Source organism: Pseudoalteromonas piratica, from assembly GCF_000788395.1.
GTDB classification, from domain to species: Bacteria; Pseudomonadota; Gammaproteobacteria; order Enterobacterales; family Alteromonadaceae; genus Pseudoalteromonas; species Pseudoalteromonas piratica.
In genome coordinates this window covers 1,349,893-1,370,076 of the sequence record NZ_CP009889.1, presented here as the reverse complement: position 1 = coordinate 1,370,076, position 20,184 = coordinate 1,349,893, and the positions used below count along the sequence as shown (strand labels likewise).

Here is a 20,184-nt window from a genome sequence, read left to right as displayed (position 1 = left end):
ATGCTTAGTGGGCGTCAGTGCTCACCTTGCTGTTGGCCACGCTTACTTAACAAAAGACTATTGAATATTGGAGTTTAAAATGGATAAAAAACTTTCTTTTGCAATCGGTTTCAGTGCACTTTTTATGACTTTGCAAACTAATGCGAGCGAGACACCGAATTTGTCACCTAACGCGGGATTTGAGACCAGTAGTATTGCCAATGGCTCATTTTTATATGCAACAGATGAAAACTTTTCTGCGCCAAATTGGATTTTCACCACGGGCACAGGCATCGCCAACCACAGCAGTGTATGGGGTGGTGAAGCAAGCGCCCATGCATTGGCATTTTTGCAGGGTGATGAAGGCTCTGTTTCTCAAGTTGTAACGTCAAATGCTAACACCTACAAAATAGCATTTGATACAGCGCAAAGGGGGTCGTTCTCGCAAGGTGAATTAGCAGTATATTGGGATAATAAACTACTCGCGAGCTTTACGCCTAATGGCAATGTTTTTGAGCGCCATGAATTTATTACTCAAGGCTTGCCCACACTTATTCATATCCTTACGTTTAGACAAGTTGTAGCGGGGGATGCGACTGTATACGTCGATAATGTTGAGATTATTGCAAATCCTGTGACACATTTGGTGGTTAATAATTTTGAAGGCGCGTTTGATGTCAATAATTGGTCTGCAGGCTCCAATGCTCCGACAAATTTAGTGAATACTTCAAATGCGCCAAACTCAGTAACATTGACTAACTATCCGCAGTGGAATGTAAGTGGTTCAACGTTTTACATTGCTGCGCCAAGTAATGGCACAGTCAGCTTTGACTATACAGTGACGAATTCAACAGCTGCTTGCCCGGCAGGTTATGTAAATGATGGCGTGACTACGATGCTGCAAGAAGGCAATGGTTCAGCAAGTTTTGATGTGCAAAGCGGAGCGGTAATTGGCTTTGCCCTCAATGGTCAAAATATTGCGTCAGATTTTGGTTGTAGCAGTAATGGTTCGCTTGTTTCATTTGATGTGAGTAACTTTTCGTTTGTTGGCAATAACTAAACGAAGGATCAATAAGTAACCGCTATAACCATTTAGGCGCGTTATACTAATTGAAAAAAGGTTAACAGAGGTTTGGTTAACCTTTTTTCCATTAAGGTTATCAACGACCCAAATGTTTTATTACTAAAAAATATGTTACTCCACGACAACTCGTTTAAAGGGCATTTTTTGTCGATATGTGACGCAACGCCATAGCCATTCTAATGGGCCATATTGGAAGTGTGATAACCAGATTTTGCTGAGTTGGACTTGGCCAATAAAGCTAACCAGTGCGATAGTAAAACAGGCCAATGGGCTGAGAGTTTGATAAAGGGAAAAGCCAACACTTGTGAACAGTAATAAGCCAATCACACTGTGCAAAATGTAATTACTTAATGCTAAACGACCAACATAGCTAAAGTAAATAAGCGGCTTTTTTAAAATCCCCTTATGCCACAACCAAGCAATACCCCACAAGTAACACAAACCAAATGTAACGTCGCTTAAGAACATTAACTTAAACCAAAGTGGTCGCAGTAATTCGTGACGATAAAGATCGCTTTCAGGCAACCAAAAAAGAAATACAATGCGATAAATACAAGACAACACAGCGGTTACAATGGCTGTTTTTTGGAAGTAGTTCAGCCACTGCTTTGAGCCAAACTTTAATTCGCTTTTACTGGCGGCCATGCCTAATGAAAACATCGCAAACGCCATAGGAGCGAGGTAGAAAAGCAGCATCGGAAGGTTTGCCATATAGTCCGATTGCCGCAATAAAATCGTATCAAGGTAGCTACCTTCTCTTTGTGTTGTGATAATACCTTGCTCGCCGTAGGCAAGTAGCCCGCGATCGAGTTGCAACTGCGAATTTTCTAGAATAAACCCTGCTAAATGATCGTAAAATGGGAAGACTAATAATCCAATTCCTATAAACGTGGTCACTTTTGCGCTTAGCCTTACCATTATTAAACTTACTAATCCTAGCAGTGCGTAAAGGTGCAAAACATCCCCCGACCACAGCAGCAGAATATGCAGTATGCCAATGGCAAACAAAGCGCCCATTCGACGCGTAAAAAAGCCAATATAAGGCCGATTATTTTGCTGTTTTTTAAGGATTTGAAGGGTGATGCCTAAACCGAATAAGAAGGAAAAAATAGGGAAGAACTTATTGTAGAAAAACAATTGTAAAACACGATTAATAAGATCGCTGGTGGCATCTTGAAACTGGGTAGCAAAGCTATCTTGGTTTATGAATAAGCAATGCATTATGGTGATATTAATAAAAAAGATACCAAAAATGGCAAAGCCACGAAAAATATCCAATAGTGGATCGCGTTGAAGTGTGTGCATTGTGTTTTTGTTTTTTTTTTAACAATGATGTCATGGTGAGACGCTTTATACCAGCATAAACAAAGCTATTTTGATTACTGCCTTGCGTTTTAATTTTGATTTTCGGCGATTAAGTTTGTAAGTTGTATACAATATTTATGAGTAGTATCAAAACGTAATAAAGAGAAAACTATGAGAAAGTGCGCTTTTTTATCAATGGATTGTTTGGATGAGTTTGAAGTTTACGACGATTTGGTCGAACCCTATTTAAATCAACAGGGTTTCTCAGTGGATACCGTTTCGTGGCGAAATAAGGTGGTTGACTGGGACCAGTATGAAATGGTGGTTATACGTACCCCCTGGGACTACCAAGATGCGCCAGAGGCTTTTTTAGCTGTATTGGAACAAATCGAACATAGTCGTGCTGAACTGCAAAATTCATTGGACATTGTTCGCTGGAATATCGATAAAATTTATCTGCGAGAATTAGAACAGTTGGGAGTGCGCTTAATTCCTACTCAATGGCAAAATAGACTTAGCGATATTAAGATAACAAAAGCGCAAATAGACGCGTTCTTTAGTGCATTTGATACGCAAGAAATTATTCTTAAACCCCGTATTAGTGCCAATGCCGATAACACTTTCTGGTTAAAAGCTAAGCAAGATGTTGACCTTGATGGTTTAAATACGACATTTAGCCAACGCGACTTTATGGTACAGCCATTTGTGCCAGAAGTTGTGGAAAATGGTGAGTACTCACTTTTCTATTTTAATGGTGAATATAGCCATGCCATACTAAAAACCCCTAAGAAAGATGACTTTAGAGTGCAAGAAGAACACGGCGGGAGTTTGAATCGTGTCTCACCAGATACATCACTAGTTGATGCGGCGAATAAATGCATGCAAGCAGTTCAGAGTGTGCACGCTATGCCCCTTTATGCACGCCTAGATTTAGTTAAGTTTAACGGTGAGTATTGCCTAATGGAGGCTGAGCTTATAGAGCCTTCTTTATATTTTAATATGGATGCAAAATCCCCCGAGCGGTTTGCAAATGCAATGATCGCACGCTTGAAGTAAATCTATCAAAGCATTAACAGACAATAATGCTATTTTGAACGAGTCAATTCGAAGACAAGGTTAACGAGTTATACGTTAACCTTTTGTTCAAATTTTACTGGTAAAGCGCTTTTGTTATGTGATTATTTATTAGCTTAAGTAAATTCTAATTAACGTTCACCCTGCACTTCAAATTCGTCTTCAATTAAACGCGCTTTACCGTCTTCTTCAACGCGCCATAATTCGCGATGTACAACACCATACGCTTTATTCATTGTCCACTTCGAAGTGAGAATAAAGCTCATATCATCAAACTTAGTCCAAGTAACATCTGTGTAGTCAACGTCTTTAAACCCTTGTTCAATGATCCCTTGCCAGAAAGACTCTATCTCGGAAGTGCCTTCAAATGTACCAAAAGGGCGGGCATGCATTACGGCATTTTTGCTGTATTGTGCTGCACAGCCTGCAGCATCTTGGTTGTTAAAAGCGTGTTGCCATGCCGCGATACCTGCCTTACAGGCATCTAAAATCTGTTGTTCAGTCATCTTGTTGTCTCTTAATTAGTAAGGAGTGGCTAGATTAACGAGCTGCTAAGTGTTTAAAAACAGATATAATAGAAATAACTGTTTTGCTATACAGAACAATAAAAATGAATCGACTTAAACAAATGATGATTTTTGCCCATATTGTTGAGGCGGGATCAATATCATCCGCTGGTGAAGCGCTAAATTTATCTAAATCAGTGATCAGCCAAAACTTGAAGCAGTTGGAATACTCACTGGGCGTGGTGTTACTTAAGCGCACTACTCGAAGACTATCACTCACTGATGCAGGGGAGCGTTTTTATTCCCAATGTAAGGCAATTAACTCAATTGCGGAAAATGCGTGGGAGCAAGCACAAAGCTATTTAGCTGAACCGAAAGGGCGTGTACGCATTACTGCGCCAAATGCTTTAATGGAAACGTTAGTGACACCGGTAATTGCAAGGCTTATGAAAGACTATCCAGCGTTAAAACCAGAGTTGATAAGCGCGGATGAACAGCTTGATTTTATGGCGAACGATATTGATCTGGCGATTAGGGTCGGTCGCTCATCGGATAGTAATTTAACGCAAAAGCGTATTGGTGCGTTTAAAGATGTACTGTGTGGTACAGCGGTATTTGAGAAGCAAAATATCAACACATTGCCCTATATTGCAAATGTTTGGCAAGGCAATAAAATTAAGCACATTTTTATCAGTAAAGATGGTTCAGAGCGTCATTTCGAAGCCGAAGCGCAGTGTACGACTAACTCATTTTACGCTTGTGTGGCATTACTTAAAGCAGGTGCAGGTATTGGCATTGTACCTGACTTTTATTTATCGCGATTTACCAGTGAACTAGTACCAGTAGACCCACACTTAATGTTGCCAAGCACCCCTGTTTTTGCGATTCATCCTTTTGGTAAAAACCAACCACTCAACGTCAAAGTATGCATTGAAGCAATCACACAACATTTGCAGAATTTAGTAGGGGATAGCTAATTTTATCGATAATACACGGAGGAGAATCATGAACATTATTTCAATATGAACAGTATATAAATTCACCAACAATTCCTTTACACTCAATGAGCGGTTGTACCCAAAATTGACATGGACATTGATTGAATCTTCTTAATGCACTTCTGGTGATAAAGGAGAGATTCATTTAGAGGAATAATAATGAATAAAATACTGTTAGTTTTATTGGCCATTGCCACACCTTTCTCACTGCTCGCTGAAGAGCAAACACATAATGACCCTGCAAAAGTGATGCTGATGGGAGTGTTTCATTTTGCAAACCCTCAAGCAGATAAAGTGAAAACGAAGCAAATAAATGTAATGACTGCTGAAAATCAAGCGTATTTAACGTCTTTGACCAAACGACTCAGCGAGTTTAAACCGACAGTGGTGTTGCTCGAATACAATAAAAAATACCAACAACAAACGCAGCAAGAATACGCTCAGTATTTAAAGGGGCAATTTGACCTTAAAAGCAACGAGATTTATCAATTGGGATTCAGAGTTGCAAAACAGGCTGGATTAAGTGAAGTACATTTATACGACGAACAAGAAGTGCATTGGCAAGCAAAGCCTTTGTTTGAGTACATGGCCAAACACGACAGCGAAACCGAAAAAGCATTTAACACGTTTATTGCCAAACTGACTCAAGATATGGAGCAAAACCAGCTGACAAAATCATTAAAAGAGCTGTTACTTATGAGCAATAGTCCTGAATGGGATAACTTAAATAAATCTTTGTACTTTAGAACTAATCATGTAGGTGCAGGTAATGGTTTTGAAGGTGCCGATGCAGCCGCAAGTTGGTGGCATAGAAACTTTAGGATGTATGCAAATATTCAACACTATGCACAGCCAGGTGAGCGTGTGCTAGTAATTGGTGGGCAGGGTCATACATCTATTTTTAGAGACTTTTTAAATCTTGATTCACAGCGCGAAGCTGTTGATGTAATTCAGTATATTAAATAATCTCAACTCGGGATGGCAAATTGCTTTCTAACAGCCAATTTGCCTTTTAGTAAGAAAAATTGTCAAACTAAAACACTAACAGAATATAAGTTTATATATTCGATTAGTTGACTAACTTCTTAACCCTAGCCCAGGTTATATAACGTTTTGGTACAAAGGGAGAACAATGTGTAATGGCGTATGCAATGGCGCATTGTTTTTTTAGCGCTTACGCGCTTTCCAAGTGCCACCGTATTGGTAAGTATTAATATGGTGCTGTTTGATTGTTTGCAAACATGGGCCACATACAAATAACCAGTCTTTATTAGTTGCAAATCGACAGCGATACAAAACCGCTTTGCTTTGTTGGCATTGTGCACATGCCTTTTGACGAATTCTCACATTATATTTCTACAGTTTTCTTTTAAGTACGAAGATAATGCTTATGAGATCAACCAATAAACAGGGGCATATCAGAGCACCTAGCTTGATTTTGTCCGTAGTTTTATAACTGCCATAATAAGACTCAAGTGAAAATAGGTCCTTATTACACCCAAATAGCTTATAGGAAGTGCTTGCAGATTACTCTTTATATAGCAATTTGAGCCAGCCTTTAATGTTAATGTTATGACAATTGTCAGTGAAAACTTGTGACAAATCGCTCTACTTATCAAGTAAATAAAATTCAATACTCTCTGTTATTCAAAATCACATGTTTGTAACCATTGAAATATCGTTTAATTGGGAGGCGTTATGTCATATGTATTTTTGGTGTTGGCTATTGTAACGGAAGTGACAGCAACACTATTGCTTAAAGCATCTAATGGGTGGGAAAAATGGTGGTTTGGTATGGGCTCGATTTTTTTCTACTCTTTAGCAGGTATTTTTCTCGGCATCGTTTTAAAACATATGAGTGTTGGATTGACCTACACGATTTGGTCCGGAGTGGGAATTTCAATGGTGTGTGTTGCGTCAGTATTGCTTTGGCAGCAAAAATTCGATGTATACGCAATTGCTGGTATTGCTTTGATTGCTATTGGTACCGTGTTGATCACCGCTAAATCATCTGTGGTTTTGCAGTAATCATTCTCAAATATTTAAGTAACTATGTAAAAGGTTAACGTAATATCGCTAACCTTTTACGGCCGATTTAGAGGCGATGCTATTGGCTTATAACGCTTTATAGGTTTTACCCGCTTCTAATCCACATTGATGCGAGCTTGTGTTTTTGAACATGACTGGCAGAGTTTGACCGCATGGCATCTTGTTATAATTTGGTGATAAATTTGGCCCGCACTTTTGCACATCAAAATGTAAATGCGGCCCACCGGATTGACCTGTATTCCCACTTTTTGCGATTACTTGGCCTTGCGTTACGTGCTCGCCTTCGCTGACAAGTGCGCCGTTATGCGTTAAATGAAAATAGCGGGCGATTGTGCCATCTTGATGTTCAATAAATACATAATTTTCAGCAAGATCTTTGCCATTCCAATCTTCAAATTCATCACGTACAGCGACAACTTTACCTGCTCGAGCGGCGACAATCGTTGTGCCAATTGGCATGTTAAAATCGACGGCATAAAGTCCTACGCCACCATTACTTTTTCGGTAGTGCCCAGTTGATACTTCTACTTTAAAAGATGCCCCTGTTTGAAAAGGTAAAATGTAATCGGCACTGTTTTGCTCATTAAATACACTGCAATCAAGTGGTTGCTCTGCACATGCCGATAACGAGGCGATAAGTAAAAGTGCTGTTCCTAATTTATTCATTTTGTTCTCCTTTTGATACTTGTTTGTCGTATCCAATACGCAAAAAGGTTTAAACAATTTTAAAAAATTTTTCTACGGCAAGCGTCACTCATTAGTAATATAAATCTGCTCTACTTTTACTTTGCAAAGGTAAGCTCTGAGAGCAGGTTTGATAGGGCTATTACCGATAAGCACATTGTTAGACCATTATGCTGTGAACGAATTTCTATGACTTTACGTATCGTTACCTTTAACTTAGAAAAGAAATAAAAATGAAAAAAATAGTTTTAATGCTGGCATGTTTAATATCGAATGCGGTTTTTGCTGATGAGCGTGGTGCAATAAGAGCGCAATTAGAACCAATTGGTTTTTTATACGGGTTTGGCCTAGGTGTTAACAAAGAGATTTATAAAGGTTATGACAGACGTGTAATACCCTTACCAATTATTGGATATAGAAGTGAAGACCTCACTGTTTATGGCCCTTTTGTTAGCTATGAAATGCTTGAGTTAAAAGATATTGAATTTCAAGTTCAATTATCTCCTCGCTTTCAGGGGTTTGATGAGTCTGATAGTGACATATTTATTGGTATGGATGAGCGTAAGTTTTCCATGGATGCGGGGTTAAGTGCTAAGTATGAGCGCCAAAACTGGAAAATTAATTTGTCGGCAATGCATGATATTTTAAATAAATCAAACGGCTACGAGCTATCTGCGCAGTTAGGCAGGGCATTTAAAAGTGGCCCAGTCTTTTTTGAACCTAATATTTCAGTCAGTTACTTAGACAGCAAGCATGTTGATTATTATTATGGTGTTGGTGCACATGAAGCCGCTAACTTTAGGCCGCAATTCACAGGTGACAGTGCCTTAAACTCAGCTGTCGGTATCGCTATTTCAACACCTATTTTCTTTGGGGGTTTCACACAACTAGCCATTGATTACAATTGGTTTGACGACAGCATTACAGATAGTCCACTTGTTGAGGACGATACGAATATCAGTTTCAGATTATTATTCAGTAAGTTCTTTTAATTGAGATGTGTGTTGTATGCAAGAACTAGCAACTTTAATGGTGCTTGGTTGATATTGTTTCGCTGAACACTAGTAATGAATAAAAGCAAGGATTATAAATTGAGCAGTAAACTTTAAGGGCTTCAATAGTTACTGCTCTGCTAATTTATTTAGTAAATCAAAGCCCTGAAGGTGCACTAGGGATTGCTGCCCTTCCTAAAATGCCTGTCCCTTCAAGATCATCCCACCCGTCAGAACTTGTACACATGTAAGACGTCGAACCACATCTTTGGCCTCTTAAATGTGAGCCAGTAGATTTATATTTATTTATTCCTTTGCCATCACCCTCTTTAAACATAGAAAGCATGCTAGTTAATTTGTCTTGTGAGCCCATATTATTTGGGTTGACAGTAATTACTTCCATACCAAGTGTGCGTTCAAATTTGGTGATATTTTGTTGGAAGTCACTGCTATTTAATTTACTCAATTGTTTGGTAATTGATGATAGTTGTTTACGACTATCTTTGTAGTTAGATATGGCGAGGGCTTCGTAATAATTTGCTGCTGTAAGTAAATTCAGTTCTACAGCATTGCCTGTGTGATAAAGCTGTGCAAGCAGATATGTTGAAGGTGAGTGCTTTTGTTTATCTGCAAGTCTTAAGTAATCAAGGGCTTTGGCGGGGTTATCAGCAAGTGCATTGAGAGCAACTTGGTGCAAAGTTGGCCCATAACTATGTTTCAACAAACGCTTTTGGTAATAGTCCGCTTGCCTTTGGTTAACTTCAACTCCAATCCCTTGGCGATATAACATCTCTAAAATATGCATTGTTTTAAGAGCATACCGCTTAGCATCAGGTTGTTTATTGCGAGATGTTCTAATCAACCACTTTAGTGCTTCATTTGTGTTTTGCTCAACACCATCACCATATAAATAGGCAATGCCAAGTACCAACTGCGCTTTTGCTTCATTCCAACGCGCGTATTTGCGAAGTTGTTTTATCTTTTTGCTGCACTCTTCGGAAAGGCAAGTTTTCGTTCGGCTTTCAATCAGTTGATTTAGTTTATCAGAGGGAGTTTGAGCTAGCTGTTCGGAGGCATTAGGTTTTGTGCTTAGGCAAAGTGCGACTACTAAGCAGAAACTATAAATAGCATTTAATTGTTTTGACATCATAAAGTCCCTTTTCTAAATCATCATAGAGAATTTAAACAAACTTTAGATGTGTTTACAAACAAGTCAGAACTAAAACGTCTTTTATCTAATATTGGTGGCAGATAAGCCATATATTCATTATTTTTCTTTAACTTAGAGTATAATTTCTAAATAGTTGGTGATTAGATGTTTTAGTAGTTTATTCGTAATTTAAACGCTTCATGTTGCTTTTAGGTCAGAGTTGAACTTGATTTAACAGTACAACCGATTAATTCAAAAGGAACTTGAAATGGTTAGGGTACTACTTTTAGCGTGTTTGTTTTTTTGTGCTCACACCCATGCTACGAATTTATTACGGTTAGCTTCTGAGAAGGAAAACATTGATTTAGCTAACATCGCGCCTGAGCATAACCCATGGAGTGCAAGCTCAGTATATATTGCAGGTGATGTGGTTTCTCATAACGAAAATCTATTTGTTGCAATGCACTGGGTTAAAGGCATCGAACCAGTTAAAAATAATATTAATTGGGATGGGTGGATTTGGGTGCAAGGCCCTGTCATTGAAAAATGGCTACCCACTAAGGTTTATAAAGGCGGTGATTTAGTAAAGTATGGAACTGAGTATTTTCTCGCCCGTTATTGGAATGAAAATAACGAACCTAAATCTCATCATAGTTGGCAGCGTATACGCGATCTTTTTTATGTTTATCCTAATTTACCGCCAGCGCACCGTGATGACTACAAAACATTAGACGGCGTCGATCAAAACGCAAACGGTATTCGAGATGATTATGAGCGAATTGTTTATGAAAAATTTGACTCACCCGAGCTTATCACTTTTAGTTTAGCTGCTGCACCAACCTTGCAATTAGTCATTGATGTTGAACAAAATAGATTCTCTCATTTAGATGAAGATATAGGCAAAAAAATTATCTTGGATTTTGTGAATATTAGTATGTGTACCAGAGTATTACAGAATAATTTCCCACACTTTAGAAACCCCAAATTACTCTATTTCAATACTTTACAGAGAGCGTTTGCTAATCGAACAGGGCAAAATAAAATGCGTCGCCTCATTCCTTGGGATGATGAATTTCATTATTCAGCTGATAAAGACTGCGGCGCACTCACTGGGGGAGCGCCCTGATCCAACTTTTATAGAGTGAGCGTTTAAACGCGAAAGCTATATTTGAGCAGATTTGAATTGATCTTGTTACATTATTTGAGAATTGGGATATTGAATCTAACTGTTTGCTGATAGCGATCAGGAATGGCCTCACAAAAAAATCTTAAAAATAATTCACCCCCAAACTTATCGTCGTCCGTTTATAGCGTTAAACCATCTATAAAAGAGACAGATTATGAAAACAAATAAAACCTTAACCGCTTTAACAATCGGCACGCTATTTATTTCTGGTTGTTCGAATAAAGAGTCGGAAACAACAATTGCAAAGCAGCCTGAAAATGAAAAACAAGCCCAAACTACTAAAGAAAATAAAGAGATTGCGGAGGTTGAAAAAATTGTCGTAACAGGTAGCCGATTAGCTGATGTGCAAACTGATGGGGGAGCTGTGGAGTACATGAAAGCCAGTCAGCCACAAGTCTTAATGGCAGCACCTGCAATAAGAAAGCGTATTGCGCCACCGCCACCACCTGAATATTTTACGCAGCCTCAAAACCAAGATAACTACCTGCCGAGTGATAGTAATGGGGTATTTCAAGCTGCGACCACACCGCTTTCTACGTTTTCGGTTGATGTTGATACCGGAAGTTATGCCAATGTGCGTAGTTATTTAAGCATGGGGCAAAAGCCCCCACAAGATGCCGTACGCGAAGAAGCCTTTATTAATTATTTTGACTACAACTACCGCGTACCAGAAGACAAATCACAGCCGTTTGCTACTTTTACTGAATTAGCACCAGCGCCTTGGAGTGATGAGCGCCATATTTTGCGAATTGGTTTGCAAGGTTTTGATTTACCAGTGAGTGAACGCAAGCCGTCTAATTTGGTGTTTTTATTGGATGTATCGGGTTCGATGCATGATAAAAACAAGCTGCCTTTACTAGTGCAAAGCCTAACCATGATGGTGAAACAGTTATCGGCACGCGATACGGTGAGTTTGGTTACCTATGCAGGCAATACTGAATTAGTACTAAGTCCCACTAAAGGCAATGAAAAGCAAACTATTATTAATGCGCTACAAAAACTACAAGCAGGTGGCGGTACACATGGTGAAAGTGGTATCAAAATGGCTTACCATGCGGCGAAAAAAGCGTTTATTAAAGGCGGAGTGAACCGCATAATTTTAGCCACTGATGGTGACTTTAATGTTGGCACAACTAATATTGATGCACTCAAAGAGATGATTGCTGACAAGCGCAAGCAAGGCATTTCCTTAACCACACTTGGCTTTGGTCGCGGTAACTACAACGATGCCATGATGGAACAGTTAGCTAATATTGGTGATGGCAATCATGCCTATATTGATACCCTGCACGAGGCGCAAAAAGTACTTTTAAGGCAAATGAGCGGCACACTGCAAAGTATTGCGAATGATGTCAAAATTCAGCTCGAATTTAACCCAGCACATGTTAAAGAGTATCGCTTGATTGGCTATCAAAATCGCTTACTGAAAGACGAAGACTTTAATAACGATAAGGTCGATGCCGGCGAAATTGGCGCAGGTCATACTGTGACTGCGCTTTATGAATTAACGCTTGCTGGCAATAAAGGGCAAGTTGATGCACTGCGCTACCAACAAAAACAAGTGGTAAGTGCCAGTGAAGAACTGTTACAGGTGAAAATTCGCTATAAATTACCGGGCGAAACGGAGAGTAAACTAATTAGCCAAGTAGTTAATAAACAACAGGTGTTAAATGATTTCGATAGTGCCAGTTTGGATTTTAAATTTGCGACTTCAGTCGCGGCATTTGCGCAAAAGTTAAAGCAGAGTCAGTACTTAGGCAGTATGAATTACCAAGATATCGCCACAATTGCACGAGCAAATAGGGGAGATGACCCATTTAACTATCGCGGTGAATTTGTTAACTTGGTTGAACTTGCCAGTGCTTTATAGTTGAATCACCATAGCCTATATGACTACAAACATTGAACCACACATGGAAACGGACGAGGCACTTATGCTTGATTATGGAAAAGGTGATCAAGCTGCCTTTCGTGCCCTTTATGCCAGACACAAAGGGCCGTTGTATCGTTATGTGTGTCGCCAATTAGGCACAAAGCATCAAAATAAAGCACAAGAATTATTTCAAGAAGTGTGGCTGCGGGTAATCGATAATCGCACCCGTTATAAAGTTGAGGCTAAATTTAGTACTTGGCTTTATCGTATCGCCCATAACTTGTTGGTTGATGAACAGCGAAAGTTAACAGCACGAGGTGAGCACCTGTCTTTGGTGAATGATGAACAAGGTGAAGGCGAAAACATTACTCTTGCCTCAAACCAAACACATCAGGAAAACACTTTGCATAATGATTATTTACAAAAGGCCATTAAGCATTGTGTTGAGCTACTTGTACCACAGCAACGCGAAGCGTTTTTACTGCGCCACGAAGCAGGGTTTGAACCCGGACAAGTTTGTGACATTGTTGAGGCAAAACCTGAAACCGTTAAAACTCGGTTACGCTATGCTATGTCGCAACTTCGCGAATGTTTGCAGCGTAAAGCGGGTGCAACTGAATTAGGAGGCGAAAGGTCGGTATGAGTAAGCAATTTAACGATGAAGAGATCATTAAGCTTTATCAACAAGATAATGACGAGATGCCGCCAAAAGCCCTCGATGACGCCATTTTGGCCCACGCGTCCGATGCAATTAGCAAAGAGCAGCCCGTTATCATAAAGCCAAACCGCTGGTGGCAATATTCTGGTATTGCTGCTGCAATGGTTGCTATCGCCGTGTTTGCACCTTGGCAGTATTATCAAGAACCAGATTTTGAATCAGAATTAAAATCAGTAGAATCAATTGATAAACCAGCGTCACAGCAAGCCAAGAAAACAGCCAAACGTGAACCGCAAGTTGAAATGATGGAACTATTAGCAGATGACGTGCAGTTAGAAAAAATAGAAGTAACGGCCTCAAAAATTGAACACGCAGCCCAAGAGCAAGAAACGCGAACTGTTCAGGCGCCCCCGCCTGCAATGCTGAATTTAAAAGGCGCTGAACCACTTTCTGAGTTCAAAGGTGTTTTAGCTAAACTTGAAAAAAATGATAAAAATGGTGCAGAACAAGCGCTAATTGAATTACTAAAAGCAAAACCAAAGCTTCACGATAAGATCCCTGAACCTCTGAAGGGTTTATACCAAGCGCTCCTTGAAAATGGCAAGCTGACTAAACCTAAGTAGTTGGCATGCTTTGATTTTATGAAGAACGCGGTTAGCTATGCTCTTGCAATGCTTAGCTCTACTATTTAACAACTTATGATTCTAATAAATGAATTAGAGACTTGAAATCTTTTCTTCAATACAAAAACTCATACTTCGCAACTAGGTGAGTGTAATCATCTGATTGCTTGTATGCTTTCATTGCTTTATTAAATTCGAGCATTAATGTTTGCTTGGTAAAAGCAATGTTGTAATGAGTTTTAGGAAAAAGGCGGTGGATATCTACATTCGAAATATGAGAACTCCCAACTAATTCTCTACTGAAGTAGTTAAAAATATTAATGTCCATCACTACCAAATCGACTTTGCCTTTCAATAACATTTCGACCTGTTTTCGTTGATCAGGTAATTCCAAATAGAGCGGACTCATATTGGCAACCTGCTGATACTCTCTACCTAATACAACAGATGCGTTTTGAAAAGCCACAATTGAGTATGATTTTAAGTCGGATACTGAGTTAATTTTGATACTGCGTCCTTTCAAACTAATGACGGCATTTTGATAGGAAATATACGGCTGACTGAGCACTAGGTTGTTGATGTCCATTCGTTGATTCATTGTTAATGCTGCATCAACCTTACCTACTTTGATCAGCGTATTTGAGCGACCAAATGGTACATAAACATAACTGACAGAATAACCCATCGAAGCAAAAATAGCTGAAACCATGTCAAGCTCAAACCCAGAGTTGGTTTCTTCAATTACATAAGGAGGTTTGTTCCAACCAACTGAAATTGAAAGTGTTTGCGCGATAGCATGATTGGGAAAAGCAATTATTAAAATGACGAGTATGTAAAACCATATAGAATAATGCTGGTGGCGCTTTATAAACTCTTTAGTCACATATTTACCCTTTTTATACATTTAGATTTAGATTAGGTTAAAACCTCATCTTTCGCTATGCATTCGTGTATTATTAAGCCATTGTAAAAGATGGTTTTAAATAGTGAGAGTTGCGTAACATGGCAAACACCGCACATGCGTTACACATTTTGGTTAAGCACAAAGAAAAAGCAGAAGATATTCTTAAGCAACTTGAAAAAGGGGCTAAATTTCAAACTTTAGCAAAGAAATACTCTAATTGTCCTTCGGGCAAAAAAGGCGGCGACCTAGGGGAGTTTAGGCGCGGCACTATGGTCCCGCAATTTGATAAAGTCTGTTTCTCTTGCGAAATTTTAACGCCGCAATTAGTTAAAACCAAATTCGGTTGGCATATTATTAAAGTACTATATCGCACCTAAGAGTTATCACTTTTTTGTAATTGATGGGTTAAAGTTTGATGCCTAAGGGTCTTTCAAGTAGGCTGAATTTTATAGCTAGGTAAATTAATAAGAACAAAGTGGACTCAGTCACACAAATCGCATTAGGAAGCAGTGTTGGTTACGCATTGCTTGGTGGAAAAATAGGGCGTCGGGCACTCATTGTGGGTGCAGCTTTCGGCACATTACCAGACTTAGATGTATTAATTGATTTTGGTGGTGCAGTTGAAAACTTTGTATTTCATCGTAGTTTTAGTCATTCACTTTTAATACAGGCACCACTTTCCCCGTTTTTTGCTTGGTGTTTATTACAGTTTAGGTGGGCAAAGTCACTGTCTATTTTGCAATGGAGCTTTGCAATATTCGCTATATTAAGTACACATGCATTACTTGATAGCTTTACCGTATATGGCACCCAATTGCTTTGGCCATTAACTCACCACCCGTTTGGCTTATCCAGTATATTTATTATCGATCCAGTTTATAGCCTACCTCTATTATTTGCTTTGTTGCTGACTAGTTTTAAATGGTTAAATGCGCATGCACATAAGATTAATGTTAGTGCACTAATACTGAGTAGTATTTATCTAGCGTGGGGATTAGCTGCAAAGTGGCATATCGACAATAAGGTTCACCTTGTGCTAACAAAAAATGGAATATCTCCCTTGGCTTACGTGAGTACGCCCGCACCATTCAATACACTATTATGGCGAGCCGTAGCTACAACCAACACGGGGCATTATGAAATTTATGCGTCCGTGTTCGATAACCCTGATGACGTCAATTTACGCTTTGTCCCAACACGTAATGACTTATTACTTCATATTGAAAACGATATCAGAGTAAATATGTTAAAAACTTTCACGAAAGGGCTGTACGGCGTTTATTTTCATCAAGATCAAATTGTAATAAGCGATTTGCGGATGGGACTTGAAGGTTATTATGTGTTTTCTTTTGTTGCTGGCACTAACACTGGCAAGGGTTTTGTAAAAGGCGATTTTAATCAATTAGCGAACCGTCCACCCATTGATGGGGTTCATTTAATTTTTGACAGGATAAGCGATCCTGCTGTAGACCTCTTTCGATTAAATGAGTCTAAGTAGGTGAATGGGGCAGAGTTTTAAACTTGCCCCACATAACTAAACCTTAGCCAAAGTGCGCGGCAACGCGTAAGTTAGGTAAAAAACCGTCGCTGGCAGCTAAATGCGCCGCAATACCATAAGTATTTTTTAACTGGGATTCATTGAGTACATCTTTAGGAATACCACAAGCAACAATTTTACCTTTTTCGAGTAAGTAAGCGGTGTTAGCAAAACTCGCTGCTAACGCTAAATCGTGCACGACTGCAACAACGCCTGCGCCCATCTTCGCTACCTCTTTTGCCAAATGCATCACTTGATACTGATGATAGAGATCAAGGCTCGCTGTTGGTTCGTCAATTAGCAAATAACAGGGTTTTTGCTGCGCTAAAATTGGCAATAATTGACACAACACACGTGCAAATTGCACACGCTGTTTTTCCCCGCCTGAGAGTCTTGGAAAAGCTTGCTTTGCCAAATGTTCAACATGCAATTTTGCCATAGCCTGTTGTGAGAACGCTGCAAGCTCTGATTTACTGTAATCCTCTTGATGGACATAGTGCGCCATATCGACAATTTCTTGCACACTAAAGGGAAACTCGCAGTCATAATTTTGCGTCAATACAGCACGTATTTTTGCCAAGTTATCGCTGCTGTAGTTTTCTAATGCCTTACCTTGGTAGCTTACCGCCCCTTTATTAATAGCAATATCACCAGATAAGGCTTTGAGCAGAGTTGATTTACCCGCGCCGTTTGGCCCTAACACTACGGCTAATTCGCTTTGTTTCACTTCAATAGTTGCATTACTTAGCAAGGTTTTGTTGCCTACCTGTATTGAAATGTTTGTGCCTTTTAGCATCTCATAGCTCCTTAATGCGGTAAGTTTTAAATAGCATTATTAGAAAAAATGGGCCGCCAATGGCACTGGTAATTAGGCCTATTGGTAACTCTGATGGCAGTATTAGAGTTCGCGCTAATATGTCGGCGAGGCTCAGTAGCATAGCACCGCCTAACATTGAAATAGGCAATAAATAGCGATGATCAGGGCCTAATAGCAAGCGCACAATATGCGGTACAATAAAGCCAACAAAGCCAATAATGCCAGTAATTGCCACGGCAGCGCCTGTACACAGTGCGGTATATACAAAAACCTTTTTTTTCAGAGAGATAACATTTATTCCTAAATGTTTAGCTTGTTGTTCTCCGAGTAAATAGAGATTTAATGGTTGTGCTAATCTAGCAATACCAATACAACACAGCACAATTAAACATAAAGCAGGAACGATCATCTTAAAGCTATTACCAGCAAGCGAACCCATACTCCAAAATGTCAGATCCCGTAGTTGTTCATCGGAGCTGATCATTGTCAAAATACCGATCACTGCGCCAACTATGGCATTTACTGCAATGCCTGCAAGTAACAGGCTTACGATAGTAAAACGGTTACCATTACTTGATAGACGATAAATAATCGCACATATAGCAAGGCAACCAATAAATGCACCCATTGGCACGGCATAAATACCATAGTTTTCAACAAAACCACTGAGCAGTGTTGAACCAAGTACAATAGTCGCAATGGCACCCAGTGCAGCGCCGCTTGAAATGCCAATTAAGCCAGGGTCGGCAAGTGGATTTCTAAATATTGCTTGCATTGCAGCGCCACATGCTGCCAAACCAGCCCCGACAAACATGGCTAATACCAAGCGCGGTAATCGAATTTGCCAAATTACAGCGTGCTCCAAACTCGTTACTTCAGGGTTAAACAAAATTCTAAATAGACGCGTTAACTTAATGTCTACGCCACCAAGCGCGAGCGCAATAACAGCAACGGATACCGAGCACACAACAAGGAGGCTAATTAAAAGCTTGCGCGCAGTTTGTTCAGGGATAAGCGACTGATTAAGCACCAGCATTTATAACGACTCAACTTTTGTTGCACTTTGTAAGGCGCTAAATTGGTAGTCATTAGGGAGTTTTGCATTGGGGTGCAGTTTTGATGCGAGCTCTGCAACTGCTTGCGGTGTTCGTGGTCCCATGCCCAACAAATAAGAACCATCGAAAATAAGCACCTGATTCTTTTTAACCGCGTTTGAGAATTTAAAATGGGGAATGCTTGCCAGATCAGCTACTTTATCTTGTCCATGTCTGCCCATGGCAATAATAAAATCTGGGTTCATCGCCATTGCCGCTTCGGTTGAAAGTGGCTTCCACCCATTGAAATGTGTAGCAGCAATATTAGTCGCGCCAGCAGCTGTGATAATTTCATGAGCAGAAGTACCCGCACCTGAAACAATCGGCTGTCCACTACGCAAGTTTAAAACAAATAACACGTTAGGTGTGCTAGTTACTTGCGATAATAGGTGCGTTAAGGCATTTCGATCTTTAGCAATATGATTAACAAGTTGCTTTCCTTTTTCTTCAACATTGAGTAACTGGGCAACTTTTTTAATTTTATTTTCTACACCAGCTAAATTGTCATTTTCAGAAAAAATATGGGTTTTTAATCCTGTGTTTTGCAGCTGTTTGAGCACTTTTTCAGGGCCGGTGTCGGCTTCGCCGAGTAACAACTCAGGGTTGAGCGACAAAATGCCCTCAACATTAATACGACGAACATAACCTACCTGAGGTTTGTTTGTTGCATCGCTTGGGAAAACACTGGTGCTATCAACCCCGACAATACGTTGCTGTTCATTAAATGCGTATATGATTTCGGTGATAGAACCACCAGAAACAACTATTCGCTCAATGTCTTGTGCTGCCTTACCTAAGAGTGGCACTAACAGTAGTAACCAGATGTTCAGTTTTAAAAATCGTTGTATAGATACTTTCATTGTAATTCCAAAAACAGTAATATCTAATGCAAATGATAACAGTTAGTATTTAGATTAATCAAATGAAGTTTCTTGCTTGTGTGATATTTTCGGCGCTTTTGCATCTTGCAGCATGGCTTGTAAACCCAGAACAACCTTTGGTTTCAGTGTCAGGCGTAAAGGCACAAGTATCAGATCGTAAAGTAAAAGTGATGCAACTGTCATTAACTCAACCTGTAGTTGAATCACCCGTAAAAACCGTAAAGAAAAATAGTTTTAAAACTGACTTTAACGGTAAATCTTTGCGGATTGCGAAGACACCAAATGCTGTCAGCAAGCCAGAGATACTTGACACCACCAGAGCTAAAGCACTGATTAAGCCGCTTGATACGCCCCCGACCAATACTGTGAAGCAGAAGGTAAATAAACCACAAAAGATTGCTCCTAACAAAATCTCACCGGCCAAACAGTTGCAAACACAGCAGCTCGCAAGTGCCAAGCACAAATCGCAACTTGATAATCAAGTGGATGCGATTGTTGAGTTAGACAAACCCGCGCTATTTAAAAGCCCAAGACCGCAACTCAAATACCCATTAAAAGCAAAGCGGCGAGGACTCCAAGGTGTCAGTGTGTTAGCGATAGAGCTCGATAAAAAAGGCAACATCGTAAAATTGTCAGTGGTCAAAAGCAGCGGTTACAAAAGTTTAGATAACGCGGCAATAAACAATGTAAAACAATGGCAATTTCATCCTTTTAAACAAGGCAAACAGGCCGTTAGAGCAAGGTTTACCGTACCCATCGAATTCAAACTTTCTTAATTTATCGAGGAAAC

The 20,184-nt window shown here is 39.7% G+C and carries 22 protein-coding genes; 13 read left to right on the top strand and 9 right to left on the bottom strand.

Translation table 11 applies throughout. The features are described 5' to 3' along the window. The first annotated feature begins 79 nt into the window (after nt 1-79). On the top strand, nt 80-1,039 hold the full coding sequence (locus tag OM33_RS20815; RefSeq protein ID WP_040136487.1) for a hypothetical protein: 960 nt from the start codon (nt 80-82) through the stop codon (nt 1,037-1,039). 135 nt (nt 1,040-1,174) lie between these two features. On the opposite strand, the gene OM33_RS20810 is transcribed toward OM33_RS20815, so the two are convergent. Continuing rightward, nucleotides 1,175-2,368: a DUF418 domain-containing protein gene (locus OM33_RS20810; protein ID WP_040136486.1), complete on the bottom strand. Its 1,194-nt coding sequence runs from the start codon at nt 2,366-2,368 to the stop codon at nt 1,175-1,177. A 171-nt stretch (nt 2,369-2,539) separates the two neighbouring features. Between OM33_RS20810 and OM33_RS20805 the strand changes: the two genes are divergently transcribed. After that, nucleotides 2,540-3,424, top strand: a complete 885-nt coding sequence (locus tag OM33_RS20805; protein WP_040136481.1) for an ATP-grasp domain-containing protein — start codon at nt 2,540-2,542, stop codon at nt 3,422-3,424. 149 nt (nt 3,425-3,573) lie between these two features. Here the strand turns inward: OM33_RS20805 and OM33_RS20800 are convergent, their stop codons facing one another. Further along, entirely contained in the window at nt 3,574-3,948 is a 375-nt protein-coding gene (locus tag OM33_RS20800; RefSeq protein WP_040136479.1) for a YybH family protein, read from the bottom strand. Nucleotides 3,949-4,052: 104 nt separating this feature from the next. Between OM33_RS20800 and OM33_RS20795 the strand changes: the two genes are divergently transcribed. Beyond that, nucleotides 4,053-4,925: a LysR family transcriptional regulator gene (locus OM33_RS20795; RefSeq protein WP_040136477.1), complete on the top strand. Its 873-nt coding sequence runs from the start codon at nt 4,053-4,055 to the stop codon at nt 4,923-4,925. A 180-nt stretch (nt 4,926-5,105) separates the two neighbouring features. Then, on the top strand, nt 5,106-5,912 hold the full coding sequence (locus OM33_RS20790; protein WP_040136475.1) for a DUF5694 domain-containing protein: 807 nt from the start codon (nt 5,106-5,108) through the stop codon (nt 5,910-5,912). A gap of 201 nt (nt 5,913-6,113) precedes the next feature. Here the strand turns inward: OM33_RS20790 and OM33_RS22415 are convergent, their stop codons facing one another. Continuing rightward, nucleotides 6,114-6,293, bottom strand: a complete 180-nt coding sequence (locus tag OM33_RS22415; protein ID WP_081991240.1) for a hypothetical protein — start codon at nt 6,291-6,293, stop codon at nt 6,114-6,116. Between the two features lie 351 nt (nt 6,294-6,644). On the opposite strand from OM33_RS22415, the gene OM33_RS20785 reads away from it, so the two are divergent. Further along, complete coding sequence (locus tag OM33_RS20785) at nt 6,645-6,974, top strand: DMT family transporter (RefSeq protein ID WP_040136473.1); 330 nt, start codon at nt 6,645-6,647, stop codon at nt 6,972-6,974. Between the two features lie 87 nt (nt 6,975-7,061). On the opposite strand, the gene OM33_RS20780 is transcribed toward OM33_RS20785, so the two are convergent. Then, on the bottom strand, nt 7,062-7,661 hold the full coding sequence (locus OM33_RS20780) for a M23 family metallopeptidase (RefSeq protein WP_040136471.1): 600 nt from the start codon (nt 7,659-7,661) through the stop codon (nt 7,062-7,064). Nucleotides 7,662-7,912: 251 nt separating this feature from the next. Here OM33_RS20780 and OM33_RS20775 point away from each other — a divergent pair, with 251 nt between their 5' ends. After that, nucleotides 7,913-8,671, top strand: a complete 759-nt coding sequence (locus tag OM33_RS20775; protein ID WP_052141227.1) for a MipA/OmpV family protein — start codon at nt 7,913-7,915, stop codon at nt 8,669-8,671. Nucleotides 8,672-8,828: 157 nt separating this feature from the next. Here the strand turns inward: OM33_RS20775 and OM33_RS20770 are convergent, their stop codons facing one another. Further along, entirely contained in the window at nt 8,829-9,821 is a 993-nt protein-coding gene (locus OM33_RS20770) for a tetratricopeptide repeat protein (RefSeq protein WP_199922574.1), read from the bottom strand. A 268-nt stretch (nt 9,822-10,089) separates the two neighbouring features. Between OM33_RS20770 and OM33_RS20765 the strand changes: the two genes are divergently transcribed. The 4 genes from OM33_RS20765 (at nt 10,090) to OM33_RS20750 (ending at nt 14,161) form a co-directional block, all read left to right on the top strand. Continuing rightward, nucleotides 10,090-10,947: a chitodextrinase gene (locus OM33_RS20765; RefSeq protein ID WP_040136465.1), complete on the top strand. Its 858-nt coding sequence runs from the start codon at nt 10,090-10,092 to the stop codon at nt 10,945-10,947. A gap of 214 nt (nt 10,948-11,161) precedes the next feature. After that, nucleotides 11,162-12,877: a vWA domain-containing protein gene (locus OM33_RS20760; protein WP_040136463.1), complete on the top strand. Its 1,716-nt coding sequence runs from the start codon at nt 11,162-11,164 to the stop codon at nt 12,875-12,877. A 43-nt stretch (nt 12,878-12,920) separates the two neighbouring features. Then, the gene (locus OM33_RS20755; RefSeq protein WP_040137069.1) at nt 12,921-13,523 is read left to right on the top strand and encodes a sigma-70 family RNA polymerase sigma factor; all 603 of its coding nucleotides are present in this window, start codon (nt 12,921-12,923) and stop codon (nt 13,521-13,523) included. Beyond that, the gene (locus OM33_RS20750; protein ID WP_040136461.1) at nt 13,520-14,161 is read left to right on the top strand and encodes a hypothetical protein; all 642 of its coding nucleotides are present in this window, start codon (nt 13,520-13,522) and stop codon (nt 14,159-14,161) included. The genes OM33_RS20755 and OM33_RS20750 overlap by 4 nt, the downstream gene beginning before the upstream one ends. 115 nt (nt 14,162-14,276) lie before the next feature. Here the strand turns inward: OM33_RS20750 and OM33_RS20745 are convergent, their stop codons facing one another. Then, nucleotides 14,277-15,044 (bottom strand): substrate-binding periplasmic protein, encoded by a 768-nt coding sequence (locus OM33_RS20745; RefSeq protein WP_234402748.1) that lies wholly within the window; start codon nt 15,042-15,044, stop codon nt 14,277-14,279. A gap of 119 nt (nt 15,045-15,163) precedes the next feature. Between OM33_RS20745 and ppiC the strand changes: the two genes are divergently transcribed. Both ppiC and OM33_RS20735 read left to right on the top strand, forming a co-directional pair. After that, nucleotides 15,164-15,442: a peptidylprolyl isomerase PpiC gene (ppiC, locus tag OM33_RS20740; RefSeq protein WP_040136459.1), complete on the top strand. Its 279-nt coding sequence runs from the start codon at nt 15,164-15,166 to the stop codon at nt 15,440-15,442. A gap of 98 nt (nt 15,443-15,540) precedes the next feature. Then, the gene (locus OM33_RS20735; RefSeq protein ID WP_040136457.1) at nt 15,541-16,563 is read left to right on the top strand and encodes a metal-dependent hydrolase; all 1,023 of its coding nucleotides are present in this window, start codon (nt 15,541-15,543) and stop codon (nt 16,561-16,563) included. A gap of 43 nt (nt 16,564-16,606) precedes the next feature. Here OM33_RS20735 and OM33_RS20730 read toward each other — a convergent pair whose 3' ends face one another. The 3 genes from OM33_RS20730 to OM33_RS20720 are packed head-to-tail and all read right to left on the bottom strand — an operon-like array spanning nt 16,607 to nt 19,373. Further along, nucleotides 16,607-17,398 carry a heme ABC transporter ATP-binding protein gene (locus tag OM33_RS20730; RefSeq protein WP_040136455.1) on the bottom strand — a complete coding sequence of 264 codons (792 nt, stop codon included), beginning with the start codon at nt 17,396-17,398 and terminating at the stop codon, nt 16,607-16,609. A 1-nt stretch (nt 17,399) separates the two neighbouring features. Continuing rightward, entirely contained in the window at nt 17,400-18,455 is a 1,056-nt protein-coding gene (locus OM33_RS20725) for a FecCD family ABC transporter permease (RefSeq protein ID WP_040136453.1), read from the bottom strand. Beyond that, on the bottom strand, nt 18,456-19,373 hold the full coding sequence (locus tag OM33_RS20720) for a heme/hemin ABC transporter substrate-binding protein (protein ID WP_040136451.1): 918 nt from the start codon (nt 19,371-19,373) through the stop codon (nt 18,456-18,458). A 62-nt stretch (nt 19,374-19,435) separates the two neighbouring features. Between OM33_RS20720 and OM33_RS22225 the strand changes: the two genes are divergently transcribed. Further along, nucleotides 19,436-20,170, top strand: coding sequence for an energy transducer TonB (locus OM33_RS22225; protein WP_052141225.1), 735 nt, complete (start codon nt 19,436-19,438; stop codon nt 20,168-20,170). Nucleotides 20,171-20,184: the final 14 nt, after the last annotated feature.